Source organism: Nocardia veterana NBRC 100344 (assembly GCF_000308855.1).
Taxonomy (GTDB): Bacteria; Actinomycetota; Actinomycetes; order Mycobacteriales; family Mycobacteriaceae; genus Nocardia; species Nocardia veterana.
Genome location: NZ_BAGM01000004.1, coordinates 1 through 13,578 on the forward strand (window position 1 = coordinate 1; position 13,578 = coordinate 13,578).

General features: G+C 69.3%; 13 protein-coding genes and 1 tRNA gene. 3 read left to right on the forward strand and 11 right to left on the reverse strand.

What is annotated here, in order from left to right; all coding sequences use genetic code 11:
• The 3 genes from ON37_RS34600 to ON37_RS00080 all read right to left on the reverse strand — a co-directional run.
• The coding region (locus ON37_RS34600; RefSeq protein WP_373281961.1) for a PP2C family protein-serine/threonine phosphatase at positions 1 to 138 on the reverse strand (138 nt) is incomplete at its 3' end.
• The gene (locus ON37_RS00075) at positions 135 to 602 is read right to left on the reverse strand and encodes an FHA domain-containing protein FhaB/FipA (protein ID WP_030516711.1); all 468 of its coding nucleotides are present in this window, start codon (positions 600 to 602) and stop codon (positions 135 to 137) included. The genes ON37_RS00075 and ON37_RS34600, both read right to left, overlap by 4 nt.
• Before the next feature lie 186 nt (positions 603 to 788).
• Positions 789 to 2,234 carry an FHA domain-containing protein gene (locus ON37_RS00080; RefSeq protein ID WP_040715144.1) on the reverse strand — a complete coding sequence of 482 codons (1,446 nt, stop codon included), beginning with the start codon at positions 2,232 to 2,234 and terminating at the stop codon, positions 789 to 791.
• A gap of 279 nt (positions 2,235 to 2,513) precedes the next feature.
• Between ON37_RS00080 and ON37_RS00085 the strand changes: the two genes are divergently transcribed.
• Positions 2,514 to 2,596 (forward strand) — tRNA-Leu (locus ON37_RS00085).
• A 217-nt stretch (positions 2,597 to 2,813) separates the two neighbouring features.
• On the opposite strand, the gene ON37_RS00090 is transcribed toward ON37_RS00085, so the two are convergent.
• From ON37_RS00090 to ON37_RS00100, 3 genes are all read right to left on the reverse strand, one after another.
• Positions 2,814 to 3,017 (reverse strand): cold-shock protein, encoded by a 204-nt coding sequence (locus tag ON37_RS00090; protein ID WP_040715146.1) that lies wholly within the window; start codon positions 3,015 to 3,017, stop codon positions 2,814 to 2,816.
• 134 nt (positions 3,018 to 3,151) lie between these two features.
• Positions 3,152 to 3,490 (reverse strand): GNAT family N-acetyltransferase, encoded by a 339-nt coding sequence (locus ON37_RS00095; protein ID WP_040715148.1) that lies wholly within the window; start codon positions 3,488 to 3,490, stop codon positions 3,152 to 3,154.
• A gap of 708 nt (positions 3,491 to 4,198) precedes the next feature.
• A complete protein-coding gene (locus ON37_RS00100) occupies positions 4,199 to 5,188 on the reverse strand; it encodes a stage II sporulation protein M (protein ID WP_040715149.1) in 990 nt (329 codons plus the stop codon).
• Between the two features lie 154 nt (positions 5,189 to 5,342).
• Between ON37_RS00100 and ON37_RS00105 the strand changes: the two genes are divergently transcribed.
• On the forward strand, positions 5,343 to 6,149 hold the full coding sequence (locus tag ON37_RS00105; RefSeq protein WP_051030982.1) for an RDD family protein: 807 nt from the start codon (positions 5,343 to 5,345) through the stop codon (positions 6,147 to 6,149).
• Here ON37_RS00105 and ON37_RS00110 read toward each other — a convergent pair.
• The 5 genes from ON37_RS00110 to ON37_RS00130 all read right to left on the reverse strand — a co-directional run bounded on the left by ON37_RS00110 (position 6,127) and on the right by ON37_RS00130 (position 12,320).
• On the reverse strand, positions 6,127 to 7,419 hold the full coding sequence (locus ON37_RS00110) for a DUF58 domain-containing protein (protein WP_040715150.1): 1,293 nt from the start codon (positions 7,417 to 7,419) through the stop codon (positions 6,127 to 6,129). The two genes, ON37_RS00105 and ON37_RS00110, sit on opposite strands and share 23 nt — an antisense overlap.
• 4 nt (positions 7,420 to 7,423) lie before the next feature.
• A complete protein-coding gene (locus tag ON37_RS00115; protein ID WP_040715151.1) occupies positions 7,424 to 8,407 on the reverse strand; it encodes an AAA family ATPase in 984 nt (327 codons plus the stop codon).
• A gap of 10 nt (positions 8,408 to 8,417) precedes the next feature.
• Positions 8,418 to 9,455: a DUF4129 domain-containing protein gene (locus tag ON37_RS00120; protein ID WP_040715153.1), complete on the reverse strand. Its 1,038-nt coding sequence runs from the start codon at positions 9,453 to 9,455 to the stop codon at positions 8,418 to 8,420.
• Positions 9,452 to 10,354 carry a hypothetical protein gene (locus ON37_RS00125; RefSeq protein WP_051030983.1) on the reverse strand — a complete coding sequence of 301 codons (903 nt, stop codon included), beginning with the start codon at positions 10,352 to 10,354 and terminating at the stop codon, positions 9,452 to 9,454. Before ON37_RS00125 ends, ON37_RS00120 begins: the two co-directional genes overlap by 4 nt.
• 73 nt (positions 10,355 to 10,427) lie before the next feature.
• Positions 10,428 to 12,320, reverse strand: coding sequence for a DUF4407 domain-containing protein (locus ON37_RS00130; RefSeq protein ID WP_083892607.1), 1,893 nt, complete (start codon positions 12,318 to 12,320; stop codon positions 10,428 to 10,430).
• A 380-nt stretch (positions 12,321 to 12,700) separates the two neighbouring features.
• Here ON37_RS00130 and aroQ point away from each other — a divergent pair, with 380 nt between their 5' ends.
• Positions 12,701 to 13,417 carry a gamma subclass chorismate mutase AroQ gene (gene aroQ, locus ON37_RS00135; protein WP_157171307.1) on the forward strand — a complete coding sequence of 239 codons (717 nt, stop codon included), beginning with the start codon at positions 12,701 to 12,703 and terminating at the stop codon, positions 13,415 to 13,417.
• Positions 13,418 to 13,578 lie beyond the last annotated feature (161 nt).

The window sequence follows — 13,578 nt, forward strand, 5'->3', positions numbered from 1 at the left end:
GGCCACTTCACCGGCAGCGTGACCGCCCATACCGTCGGCGAGCGCCAGCAGGCGTGCGCCCGCATAGACGGAGTCCTCGTTGTTTGCCCGGACGAGACCACGGTCGCTACGCGCTGCGTAGCGGAGAACTTGAGTCACGATCGCAGCTCGATCACTGTCTTACCGACACGGACAGGGGTGCCGAGCGGAACTCGGACGGGAGTGGTGACCTTCGCTCGGTCGAGGTAGGTCCCGTTGGTCGATCCTAAGTCTTCGACGTACCAATCCTCGCCGCGCGGCGACAACCGTGCGTGCCGGGTCGAGGCGTAGTCGTCGGTCAGTACCAGCGTGGAATCGTCTGCACGCCCGATCAGCACCGGTTGGGTGCCGAGCGTGATCCGAGTGCCGGCGAGAGAACCCTGAGTCACCACTAGATACTTGGCGCCCTTCTGGCCACGGCTGAAGGATGGCAGCACCACCGAACCTCGGGTGGGTCGGGGCTGGATCCGAATGCCTGATGCCGCGTAGATGTCGCTGCGCAAGGTCCGAAGCACCGCCCACACGAACAGCCACAACAACAAGAGGAACCCCGCACGGGTCAACTGCAGGATCAGTCCCTGCACGGCGCTCCACCTCCTGTTCGACCGGTCCCGTAGTGGCGTTTCGTCCCCCAACCGGTGTGCTGGTCAGCACGGCCCGGCTGCCGAGCGAATGTTGGCAGCATAATAGGGCCGATGACCGGTTGCGATCACGATACGGGCGAGGGATTTTCGCGCCCCATCGTGACCTGCACCGGCGAGCTTACGGGATCAGACGATTCGGATCAGGATCTCGGAATGCCCGGCGCGGATGACATCTCCGTCCGCGAGCTGCCAGTCCTGAACGGGCGAGCCGTTGACCAGCGTCCCGTTGGTGGACCCCAGATCGGAGAGCATCGCGACCTGGCCGTCCCACCGCACCTCGATGTGGCGGCGGGACACCCCGGTGTCGGGAAGTCGGAAGTGGGCGTCCTGGCCGCGCCCGATGATGTTGCTGCCCTCGCGTAGCTGATACGTGCGGCCGCTGCCGTCGTCGAGGTGCAGCGTGGCCGAGTAGCCGGACCCGCCGCGGGCCGGCTGCGGGGCGGCGCCGTACCCGGCCGGCTGGCCGTAGGCCGGCTGTTGGCCGTAGCCGTGCTCGTCGGCGCCGTATCCGCCCTGTTCGCCGTAGCCCGGATCGGCATAGCCCGGGTCCGCGTAGCCTTGCTGGCCGTAACCGCCCTGGGCCGGGTAGCCCTGGTCGTACGCGGGCGCCTGCCCGTAGCCGGGCTGCTGGCCGTAGCTCTGTTCCGGGTAGCCCTGCTGTTGCCCGTACCCCTGGTCGGCGTAGCCCTGCTGGCCGTACCCCTGGTCGTAGCCGCCCTGCTCGTAGCCGCCCTGTTCATAGGCCTGCTGCTGGCCGTAGCCCTGGTCGGCGTACGCCTGCTGGCCGTAGCCCTGGTCGTAGCTGCTCTGGTCGTAGCCGCCCTGGTCGTAACCCGGCTGACCGTAGGCCGCACCGCCCGGCTGGTAGCCCGCGCCACCCTGCTGGTAGTCGTAGCCGTTCTGGTAGTCCCCGCCTTGATAGTCGCCGTAGGCGGGCTGCGATTCCGGAGCGGCGTAGTCACCGGCGGGGTACTGACCGCCGCGGCCGTAGTCGTCTTGATATGCCGGCGCGGGGCGGCCCCCCGGCGGGGGTGCGTACCCGCGGTTGCGTGGATCGGACTCCGCGGGCTCTCGGCTGGGGTCGTAGCCTGAGTTCTGCGTCATGGGGCCAGCTCCTGGTTGCGGGTGTGCGGGTCGTTGTGGGGGTCGTCCGGATCGATCGGGCGGGCGGTGCGGCACCGGTGGGTTCCGGCGGCCCGCATCCGGGTCCACCCGGCCGTGCGTCCTGAACTGCCCGGTGTGCAGCGTAGGGGATGTCTCGAATTCGACGTGCACTTCACCGTAGGTCTGCCACCCCTGATCGCGGATGTAGTCCTGTAAATGCCTGGCGAACGCGCGGGTGGTCAACTCCTGGTCCGCATCGAGTTCCTGCAGGTCCGTGGGGTTGACCGTGATGACGTAGACATTAGGGGCGAGCAGATGCCCGCCGTCGAGTTCGGTCAGCCGATCCGAGGCCTCGCGCTGCAGCGCCGCTTCCACCTCCTGGGGAACGACGTTGCCGCCGAAGACCCGGGCGAAGGCATCACCGACGGCACCCTGCAGGCGCCGTTCGAAACGCGAGACGATGCCCATTCGGCCTCCCTTCGATGCCCGCCCTCGTATGCCTTCGCTGTATGTCTACGTCAGCTGATCGGTCTGTGTCGTCCGGGCGTCACGATCCCGCGACACGACATGCCGATAGGGCGTGTCGTCGAACGGACACGGTCATTGCATGATATCCACGATCCTCCACCCCTGTAACTCACGATCGGCCCCGGTGGTTCCCTTTCCCCGAAAACAACGGTTCGAAACCCCTTTGACCAGGCGATTTCGTGCGGGTGCGGGCCGCGTGATACTGTCTTCGAGTCGCTCGGGCGAGTGGCGGAATGGCAGACGCGCTGGCTTCAGGTGCCAGTGTCCTTCGGGACGTGGGGGTTCAAGTCCCCCTTCGCCCACAGAAGAAGAGCCGCAGACCGGATCCCGGTCTGCGGCTTTTTTCGTACAGAACCCATATGTCCGACCCAGCCCTTACGTCGGACCCTCGATCCGGTCATCACCGATTCAACGCCCGGCTTCGCGCTCAGCTCGCCAGAATGTGATGAGGAACATGCGAAAGACCCCGCATCCCATCCGATTTCTCGGAGGAATACGGGGTCTTTCGAGTCACGCTGATCAGATAGCGCGGACGTCCTGAGCCTGCGGGCCCTTCTGGCCCTGGCCTACCTCGAACTCCACGCGCTGGCCCTCGTCGAGGGTCTTGAAACCCGAGCCGCCGATGGCGGAGTAATGAACGAAGACGTCAGGGCCGCCTCCGTCTTGGGCGATGAAGCCGAAGCCCTTCTCGCCGTTGAACCACTTCACAGTGCCTTGTGCCATTTTCTACTGCATCTTTTCTGTAGGTGAGCCGAACCGATCACTTGCAATCAGCCCGATCTCCACTACCCACGGTGCCACACTCGGCGGCATTGTGCGAACAGCGGCTGCCCATCGGCGGCGATAGCCGTCCGGGATCAGCCGCCGCGATGGGTGCGCACGTACTCGAGGTCGGCCGGCGTGACCGGATCGGTGATATCGGCGAACTCGTTGTGTTTCTGCAGGTAGCCCGCGACGAACGGGCAGATCGGCACGACGCGCAACCCGGCCTCGCGGGTGTGCGCCAGCGCCTGCGAGACCACGACGCCGGCCAGGCCGCGTCCGGCGAAGTCGGAGTCGATTTCGGTGTGGTAGAAGATCCGCTGCCCGTCGTGGTCGAGGTATTCGGTGAAGCCGGCGAGCCGATCGTCCACGCTGACTTCGAACCGTTCGGCGGCCTGCGTCACGACCGGTTCGGATTGCTGTTCGGCGGTCATGGACACAGTATTGCGGTCCGGGCCGCCGTGCTCGGGCAGGTTGGGCGCAGGTCGTGCGCACTGGTGTGATCTTCGCCGCATTCTGCTGCCCTGGTGTGTGGTTATTCCATCGCCGTATAACCGACCGGGGCGGGCGAATTCGGGTTCGCTGCTGCAATAACTCCCACATTCGACGGATGCGGATGTGCGGGTTTCTGAGAAACGCCTAATGGAAGTCTGGGAACCTCCGGATATAACAAACTTTGAGTTTGTTTTATCGGTCGGGTGGTGCTTCTCGGACTGGGAACCGGCGTCCGGTGAGGCCTCTACCTGCGGTGATGCCGGGTACGTGGCGGGACGGCGACACGCCGGGAAATATTCGGTGGGCCCGCCGCTGCCGTCTGATAACAGCCGAAAAAGCACGAAATATCGCGGCAGCACAAGGATTGCGGTAGGTGTGCGCGGAAATTTCCGACCGCCCGCCAGGAATTTGCGCGCGGTCTCCGGATGTCCTTCCCGACTGCGGGTTTCGGCCCGGTTACGGCCAGGCAGACGGGGTGTGCAGGAGGTTGCGTCGGGATAACGATTGTGTAGAGTCAACGGCAACGCTGGCCGCAGCTGAGCTGGACTCGCTGCGGCCAGTGGATCTCAAATCCCGGACTCGATCATCGTCCGCATCCCTCATCCATCGCAAGGGATTTTCTCAGCCTCAGCGGAATGCGCTCGGCATTAGCCGGAGATGCGCTCGTACTCGGCCGATGCTCGCAGCGCGGCCTGTTCCTCCGCAGCACTGCGCCCCGGACCGAAGACATAGGCCAGGAAGACCAGTTCGGCAAGCAGTCCGATCCCGATACGCGCGGGCGCGGGCCAGCCGCTCGGCGTGACGAAGCCCTCGATCAGGCCCGATACCAGCAGCACCAGCACCAGCCCGAGCGCTACCGTCGCCGCCGCCCGGCCCTGCCGGGCCAAGGCCTCGGCACGCGGCGACCGTCCCGGATCGATCAGCGTCCAGCCGAGCCGCAGTCCCGCCCCACCGGCAACGAAAATCGCTGTGAGCTCCAGCATTCCGTGCGGCAGCAGGAATCCGAAGAAGGACTCCAAACGCCCGGCATCGGCCATCAGGCCGGCCGAGACCCCGACATTGAGCGCATTCATGAACAGCAGATATGCCGCCGGCAGGACGAGGATGCCGGTGAACAAGGCGATCGCCGCCACCCAGGCGTTGTTGGTCCACACCTGCGCCGCGAAGGCATCGTGCGGATGTTCGGAGTAATAGGACTCGAAGCGGCCGCCGGGCGCCGTCAACTTCTCCGCATTCGCCGGCAGTCCCAGCGCGCGCCGGGCCGCGCCCGAGCCGGAGACCCAGATACCGATCGCGGCCGATACCGCCAGGAACGCGGCCGCGACGCCCAGCCACCACCGGCGTGCTCGATACACCGCGGCGGGGAATCCGTGGGTGAAGAAGTACCCGATCCGAGACCAGGTGTCGGTCCGAGCGCTCAGCAGCCGGCCACGCGCTCGCGCCAGCAACGCACTCAACCCGTTGATCAATTCCGGATCCGGAGAGTGCGATTGCAACCGCGCCAGCTGTTGCGAAGTGCGGCGATACAACGCCACGAACTCGTCGACCTCGGCCCCGGTCAGCCGACGCTGCGCGGTCAGCCGATCGAGCCGATCCCAATAACGCCGCTGCGCAAAAGAATAGGCATCGACGTCCATCCGCTCCTCCTGTGTCGATGCGGGACACCCGCACCCGGTCGGACCGCCGAGCGGGCTTCGCAGGGTATCTCGGCGGTCCTCCGGTGTCGATGCGGGACACCCGCGAGAATCGAGGCTAGTTCGTGCGCGGCCGATCCGGGATACTCGACTGGCCATGGCCGATTTCACCACCGGGGAGGCCGTCTCCCTGCAGCTGCCGATCGCGCGGATCCCGATGCGGGCCGCGGCCTTCGCGATCGACCTGGTGCTGCAACTCGTCCTCGGGCTGCTGTTGCTGCTCGCGGTGTTCGGCGTGCTGTTCCAATTCGAACCCGACACCGCCTGGCTCGATACGGCCGCTCTGCTCACCATGGTCACGGTGCTGGTCGGCTACCCGGTCGTCTGCGAAACGGCGATGCGCGGGCGCACTGTCGGCAAATTGGCGCTGGGCCTGCGGGTGGTGCGCGGCGACGGCGGGCCGATCGACTTCCGGCATGCGCTGACCCGGGGCCTGTCCGGTGCGCTCGTCGATTTCTGGAATCTGGGCGGGTTCGGTGTGGTCGCGGTGGTCACCTCGCTGTGTTCACCGCGGGCGCGCCGGGTGGGCGACATTCTGGCGGGGACCGTCGTCGTCTCGGATCGCGCGCGAATCCCCATGCCCGCCTTGGCCGTTGCGCCGCCGTGGCTGGCCGGCTGGGTGGCGCGACTGGATCTGTCCGGACTCACCGAGGAGCTGGCGCTCCCGGTGCGGCAGTATCTGACCCGGTTCCACGGCCTCACCCCGCAGGCGCAGGCGGAACTCGGCAACGCGCTGGTCCTCGCCGTCTGCGCCCGGTTGCGGGTGCCGCCGCCGGCCGGCTACCCGCCGCTGCAGATTCTCGGTGCGGTGATCGCCGAGCGGCAACGCCGCATGCTGCCCGCACCACGACTGCCCTTCCGGCCGGTGGCCGCGGCCGGTGCTACAGGGCACCCGATCGCTTGAGTTCCAGATATTCGTCCGCCAGTGCCTCGGGTAGCCGGTCCGGCGCCGCCGCGACGACATCGATGCCCTGCCGCAGCAGCGTCTCCCGGACCACGGCGCGTTCGGTCAGCAGATGTTCGGCCGCCGCGGCGGTGTAGACCTCCTGCGGATGTGCGCGCCGGTTCGCCGCCGCCGCGATCTCCGGATCGGTCACCGACACCAGCAGCACCCGGTGACGGCGGCTCAGCACCGGCAGTACCGGCAGCAGATTCTCCTCGACCATCGCGCCGTCGAGGCTGGTGAACCAGACCACCAGGCTTCGGCGCCGGGTGTTGCGGACGGCGGTGCGCACCATCGCCGCGGTATCGGAATCGACCAGGGCCGGCACCACGCCCGACAGCGCGTGCATCAGTTTGGGCTGCACGGCCTTTCCGCGAACCCCTCGGACCTCGGCCCGGACCTCCCGATCGAAGGCCAGCAGGTCGACACTGTCGCCCGCCGCCGCGGCCAGTGCGCCCAGCAACAGCGCGGCCTCGATCCCGGTGTCCAGCCGGGTCTGCTCGCCCAGGCGCGCGGCGCTGATCCGGCCGGTATCCATCAGCATCAGGACGTGGCGGTTGCGTTCCGGCCGCCAGGTCCGCACCAGGACGTCGGTCGCACGGGCGGTCGCGCGCCAATCGATGGAGCGGACATCGTCGCCGGCCACGTATTCGCGAAAGGAATCGAATTCCGAGCCCGCACCGCGAAGATTCGCCACGGACCGGCCGTCCAGATGTTGCAGCCGCGACACCTTCGCCGCCAGCACGCGTTCGGTCCGAAACGGCGGCAGCGCACGGACTTTCGCCGCCACCGTGCGACGGAACTGCCGTCCGGCGAGGCCGAGCGGGCCCACGAGCCGAATCGTCACCGGGCCGGCGGTCCGGTCGCCGCGCCGGCTCGGCCGTACCGGGGTGCGCAGTGTGGTCCGCGTATTGGCGGGCAGCCGCAGCCGGTGAGTGTGCGCGGGGGCCTGCGCACTGGGCGGCCAATCGTCCCACAGCAGTGCGCGGACCGGATTCGGGCCGCGGTTGAACACGGTCAGCTCGACCACCGCGGTCCGGCCCACGCGAACCGTCGTGAGCGGAACTCGGCTCAATTCGAGCGAATCGGGGCGGCAGGCCAGCACGTCGATGCCGGCGAGCAGCACCAGTACCGTCGTCATCGCGACGACGCCGATCCAGGACGGCAGGGCGAAGCAGACGACGGCCGCCGCCACCGCCGCGCACAGCGCGAGCCGACCGGTGACGATCATCGCGCTACACCGGAACCGGGACCGAGGCCAGCAACGACGACAGCACCCCCTCGCCGGTGACACCGTCGAGTTCCGCCTCCGGGCGCAGCTGCAAGCGGTGCCGAAGTACCGCCACCGCAACGAATTTCACATCGTCGGGGGTAACGAAGGCGCGGCCGTTCAGCCAGGCCAGCGCGCGTGCCGAAGCGAGTACCGCGGTGGCGCCGCGGGGTGAGGCGCCGTGTTGGACCGCGGGCGAGGTGCGGGTCGCGCGGCACAGATCCACGATGTAGGCCAGAACCTCGGGATTGACCGCCACCCGGGTGGCGGCGGCCCGGGCGGCGGCGAGATGCGCCGGCCCGGCGACCGCGCGCACCCCGGCGGCGCTCAGATCGCGCGGATCGAATCCGGCCGCATGGCGCTGCAGGATCCGGAACTCGTCCTCGCGTCCGGGCAGCAGGATGTCGACCTTGAACAGGAACCGGTCCAGCTGGGCCTCGGGGAGCGGATACGTGCCCTCCTGTTCGATCGGATTCTGGGTCGCGATCACGACGAACGGGTCCGGCAGCGGTTGCGGTACGCCGGCCACCGACACCTGGCGTTCCTCCATCGATTCCAGCAGGGCCGATTGGGTTTTCGGTGGGGTGCGGTTGATCTCGTCGGCCAGCAGCAGATTCGTGAAGACCGGGCCGCGCCGGAACGTGAATTCGGCCGAATGCGGGTCGTAGATCTGGGAACCGGTCACATCTCCGGGCATCAGGTCGGGAGTGAACTGGACCCGGGTGTGCTCGAGTTCCAGCGCGGCGGCAAGAGTGCGCACCAGCAGCGTCTTCGCCACCCCCGGAACGCCCTCCAACAGCACATGACCACGGCACAGCAGGGCGAGTACCAGGTACAGCACGGCCTGGTCGTTACCGACGACCGCCTTGCCGATCTCGGCCCGCAATTCCCCGAGTGCCCGATGCGCCTGTTCGGCGGTGGGGGTGTGGTCGGTCCGCGCGGTTGTCATCCGGTCTCCGTCATCCGATTGTCGATTCTATCCAGTCCAGTTGGGCGGCAACGTATTCCAGTGCGCGATCGTCGGGCACCGGGTCGTGGAGGGCGCCCGCGATCCGCTCGGGTGCGACGCCGAGGCGGTCGCTCAGCAGGGTGGCGACCACCTCCGGCGGGGTATCGGGCCGCAACGCCAACCGGCCGCGAATCCGCCGCAGCGTCGCCGCCCGCAGCTTTCCGGCGACGTGATCGCGGTCCTTCGACCGGCGGTAGAGCGCCGCCTGCCCGGCCAGCAGCTCGCCGGCCGCGACCCGGACGGGACGGGGTTCGCCGACCACCGCGCCGCGACGGGGGGCCCGCCACCAGACCACGACCACCGCGAAGATCAGCGTCTGCACGCCGCCGTAGGCGAGCCAGGGCGGGAAGCGCTGGAAGATCGAATCACTGCCGGTGCCGATGTTCGGCGGACGGATATCGTCACGATCCGGCGGTGGCGGCGGTTGCGGATGGGTCGGCTGCGGCGGAGCCGACGGCGCGGCGGCGAGCCGGACCAGCAGATACGCGATCAGCGCGATGGCGAGGCCGATGAGCAGTGCCGCCCAGAAGCGCTTGTCCCGCAGCACATCCGGCAGGGGCGGCAGGTGGCGGCGGCGCGCCGCGCTCGGTTCGGCCGCGGGCTGCTCGACCGGCTCCGGCGGCGGGGGCGGGGCCAGCGAATAGCGATCGGCGGCGCTGAGCCGATGGTATTCGTCCGGAGTCGCGGCGCGCCCGCCGTACACGATCTCGTCGAAACTCCGTGCCGCCCCGTCGAATTCGTCGGCAGTGCCGGGGAGGGCGTCCGCCGCGGCCAGTGCCGTTTCCCGGGCGGTGCGTCCGCGTCGGACCTCCAGCACTCCGCCCTGCTCCAGCCCGCGGATCACGGCCCGGAAGCGCTCGCGCAGGGCCGTATCGAAGTCCCGATGCCCGGCGGCGGATTCGGCCGCGGCGCGGTGGTGCGCGGCAGCACCGAGGGTCGGCGGCGGGGGAGCCCCGAATTCGTGCGTACGGTGGTTCTCGTCGGTCACCGAATCACCTGCCCGGTCGGAATCCGGATATCCGAACCCTCACGGCGGCAGCGACGATCGACGTACGCCACGACCCCGGCGGCGGCATCCAGGGCCGCGGCGAAGGCGGTGATCAACAGCACGCCCCCGGACAGCAGGGTGACCACCGCCCACCGGTGGGTGCCGAGAATATCGGTGAGAAACCCGAGCAGTCCCGCCACCGGAACGGCGAGGACCAGCAGCAGCGCACGCAGGTGGATCCACAGTCCCGCCAGTGGCATGACGCGGCCGGTGGCGAGCATTTTCGCGCGGTCCACCGCGGCCGCATAGGGCGCCGATTCGGCGACCAGGATCGGCGGCACCGACCAGCGCCGGCCCCGCACCCGTCCCAGCCAGATCAGCGTCGGCAGCAGCGTGGCCACCAGGGGCGCGCCGAGCAGCAGGATGCCGAGGCCGGTCAGCGTCGAGATCAGATGGTGGCGGGCCAGCCGGCCGGCTACCGTCACTCCGCGTCGAACGGCCGCGCCCGCCGTGATCGGCTGCTCGGTCACCACCGCCAGTCCGATCGGCACGGTCACGACGGTGACCCACAACCGCAGCACCCACGCACAGACAGCAGTGGAAAGCACTGCGGCCCAGGCATTCCCGGTGCTCGACCCGCCGGTGAGCAGGGACACCGATCCGGATGTGCCCAGGACGACACCCCAGGCGAGAGCGAAACCGGCGCCGGCCGGGCCGGCAATCGTCCGGATTCGCCGCTGCAGTACCGCGAACGGCAGATCCGCCAATTCCCGCCACGCGAGCGGCCGCACCGGAACGGCTTCGGAATCGGTGCCGTCGTTCGGGTTCGCCGGGTCCCCGGGCGCGCCGCCGGACGGCGACGCCCCCGGGGCGGTCCGATCCGCTACGGCTGGCGACACGGGGGCGAGTCTATCCAGCGAGACGGCGGTACGACGGGTATCGGGAACGGGTCCCGGCCGGCTGCGACAGGCCTCAGTCGCGGCCGGGCGGGAGCTCGCGGGGCGCGCGATAGCCGAGCTCCGCGGTACCCGGGGCGGGCAGCGCGTCGTAGTGGTCGGACCCGGGGAGTTGTGGGTCGGCGGTCTGCGCACCGTGCGGGAGGGCCGAGTAGCGGGGGTCGTAGCGATACGCGTTGTAGCGCGGGTCGTACGGGTACGGGGCCGCGCTCGGCGGATAGGGCGCATACGGCAGGGCCTGGTGCGGCGGTGCCTGATGCGGATAACTCGCGGCCGGATCGTGCGAGTCCTCGGCGTGCACCGTGACCTTGCGCGTCCGTTTGAGGGTGAAGGTGATCTCCTCGGCCTCCTCGAAGGCCTGCCGCACCGTGCGCAGTGGCGCGGTCGCGGTGTCGATGGTCCGGTCGAGGGCGGTGGCGACGAAGCCGGGTACCAGCGGGCGGATCCAGCGCGCGGCGGTGTCGGTGAACGGCACCGTACCGATCACCGGAAGTTCCAGTCCACCACCCTTTTTCGGCTCCTCGCGATGGGCGGGCAGCGTGGTGGGCGCATCGGTGGCGAGACCCGCCGAGGGCAGCTGTGCGGGCAGATTCCGTGCGGTCACGGTCCCCTCCTGAGAGATATCGATTCGATCCGCGGATTCGGCGGCGGGCAGGGCGGGCCGGGCCGAAGCTCCGGACGGAATGGCGGCCAGCGCCTCGAACTCGGCGACGGCGCGGCGCTGCGGTTCGGTGATGCCGATCTCCAGGTTGCCGATGGCGGCTATCACCCGTCGGCGCTGGTGTTCCCGGTCGATGGCGGTATCGGCGTGCAGGGCGAGTTGGGCGGCGGCCAATTCCTGTTCGGCGCGCAGCTTTTCGGTTTCGGCGTGGATCTCCGCGCGTTTGACCGCCACCGCGGTATCGGCCGCTCGCGCGGCGCGGTCGGATTCGGCCCGCGCCGCGACGGCGCGATCGAACGAGGATTCGCCCCGCCACGTTCGCAACGCCAGCGGCAGCACCGCCAGCACCACCGCCACCACCATCGTGAGCAGCCGCAACAGGAACGCACCGGGATGTCCGGTGGTGTAGTCGTTCATCGCCAGCCAGCGTGCACCCAAACCCCGATCGCCGGTACGGAACGCCGCCGTGCGGGCCTGGTCCAGCGCGCTCCGGCGCGCGGCCAGTTCCGCGTCCAGCGGCTGCACCCGAGCCTGGGCGGTGTTGAGGCGACCCCGAGCGTCGTCGAGCATGGCGTTGGCGGTCTGTGCTTCGGGGCCGCGGCCGGGCACACCGGTGATCTTGGTCTGCGGGCACTGCGGTGTCGGGTTGTATTCGCAGCGGGCGACGACCAGCGCCTGCTCCATATCGGCCTGCGCCTGCGCGATCGTCTGCGCGAGAGCGGTGCGGTCGGCGGTGACCCGGTCGAGTTCGTTTCGCGCGGTGACCACGGTCGTGGCCGACTCGGCATCCCGACGGGACCGATCATCGAGGGTGCGATCGACGGATCCGGCGAGAATCACCGTGCTCGCCAATTCGGCCACCAGCACGCCGGTGATCACGGCGACCGCGATCCGCCCGAACCGCTCGGCCCGGCCGCGACCGGTGCCGCCGGACAGCGGCGCGGTGGCCAGGGCCCGCGATATCGCGCCGACCAGCAGGGTCGCAACGATCGCGACGGTCGCCACGATGGCAGGGGACCAGTGTGCGGCCGCTCCCGCCGCCGCGACGACGATCCCGGATATCACCGCGAACAGCACCACTACAGCACCGGTGACCGCATAGGCCGAACTCTCGTGCCGGTCGCCGCCGGCGGTTGCGCCGCCGGCCCAGGTCAGCAGTCCGGTCGCGGACCTCGACGCGCTCGTTTCGGGCGAGTTCGGGCGGTGCGGCCGCGAATCGGACTGCTCCGGGACATGGGGATCGGTCAACGGATTCACATCCTCTGGGTCCCAATCGTTCTCGCATCAGGCGAAACGGTCGCTACGTCGTGGTCCGGGCGGTCTGTGCCCGGTCGCGGGCGGAGCGGGTCACTCGCCGTGCGCCCGGCCGCGCGCAATCAGGGTTCAGCGTGACAGGCCGACCGGGTATCCACCGAGCGCGGCGGCATCGATGTGGTGAGCCTCACAGACGTCGTGGGCGGCGAAACCTACCCTCCGGTAGGGATCCGTTTCCTATCTTCGGAGGCGATGGCGGATCGGCGACAGGAGGGTCGGACGTGCGCGCGAGACGAGGCCGTTCGGTGAGCGGCGTTCGCCGGATCGGGGGTGGGTATGCCGGCGGAACAGGTGAGGTTCCCGGAGCTGCGGCGATGGCGGTGGACTGCCCCGCGGGGCCGAGTATCCGTGGCGACCGGCGGCTCGGCCGCGGTGTGGTCGCGGGTGTGGCCGTGCTGCTCACCTCTGCGTTCGCGATCGCGGCGCCGATGACCACGGAACGAGCGCTACCGCACGCGCAGGCCGGGCCGCCGCCGAGCGCCCCCGCGCCGACGGGAGACGGTGCGCCGCGTGCCGATTCGGCGCTGAGCCCGCTGGTGGAGGCGGTACTGCGGCGTCTGAACACCGCCGACGCCGTGGCCGCGGCCAAATGGGCTGCCGCGCAGGCGACCGGGCAGCCGCCGGTTGTCGACGACCCGGCGCGCGAGGCGCAGGTCTACGACGCGATGGCGACCGCCGGCGCCCGCTCGGGCCTCCCGCAGGATTGGGTCCGGCAGGTGTTCACCGGGCAGATCGAAGCGAACAAGACCGTGCAGTACGGACTGCTCACCCGCTGGCGTTTCGATCCGGCCGCGGCGCCCGCGCCCGGCACGTCGGACCTGGCCGCGGTCCGGCCGGTGATCGACGAGGTCAACGCCGAGATCCTGAAACAGCTGGCCGAGCAGCGGGCGGTACTGGAGGCGCCGGACTGCACCCGGCATCTCGCCGCCGCGGTCTTCCCGGTCGTGACCGCCGGCCGGGTGGACGCGCTGCACGGCGCGGCACTGGTCCGAGCGGCCGTATCGCTTTGTCCCGCAACGCATGTGAAATAAACCACAGTCAGCGCAGAACGCTGTTTGCCGAAGATGTGCTGAACCACACAATCGAAAACGAGGCCGTACGGTCCGCACATTGCCGTGGCTTGTCGCTCCCGTATCCGGAATGTCTCCTCCGGGTGTCCGGAAAGTTAGCCGTCTTACACCCCGGTTTGTCA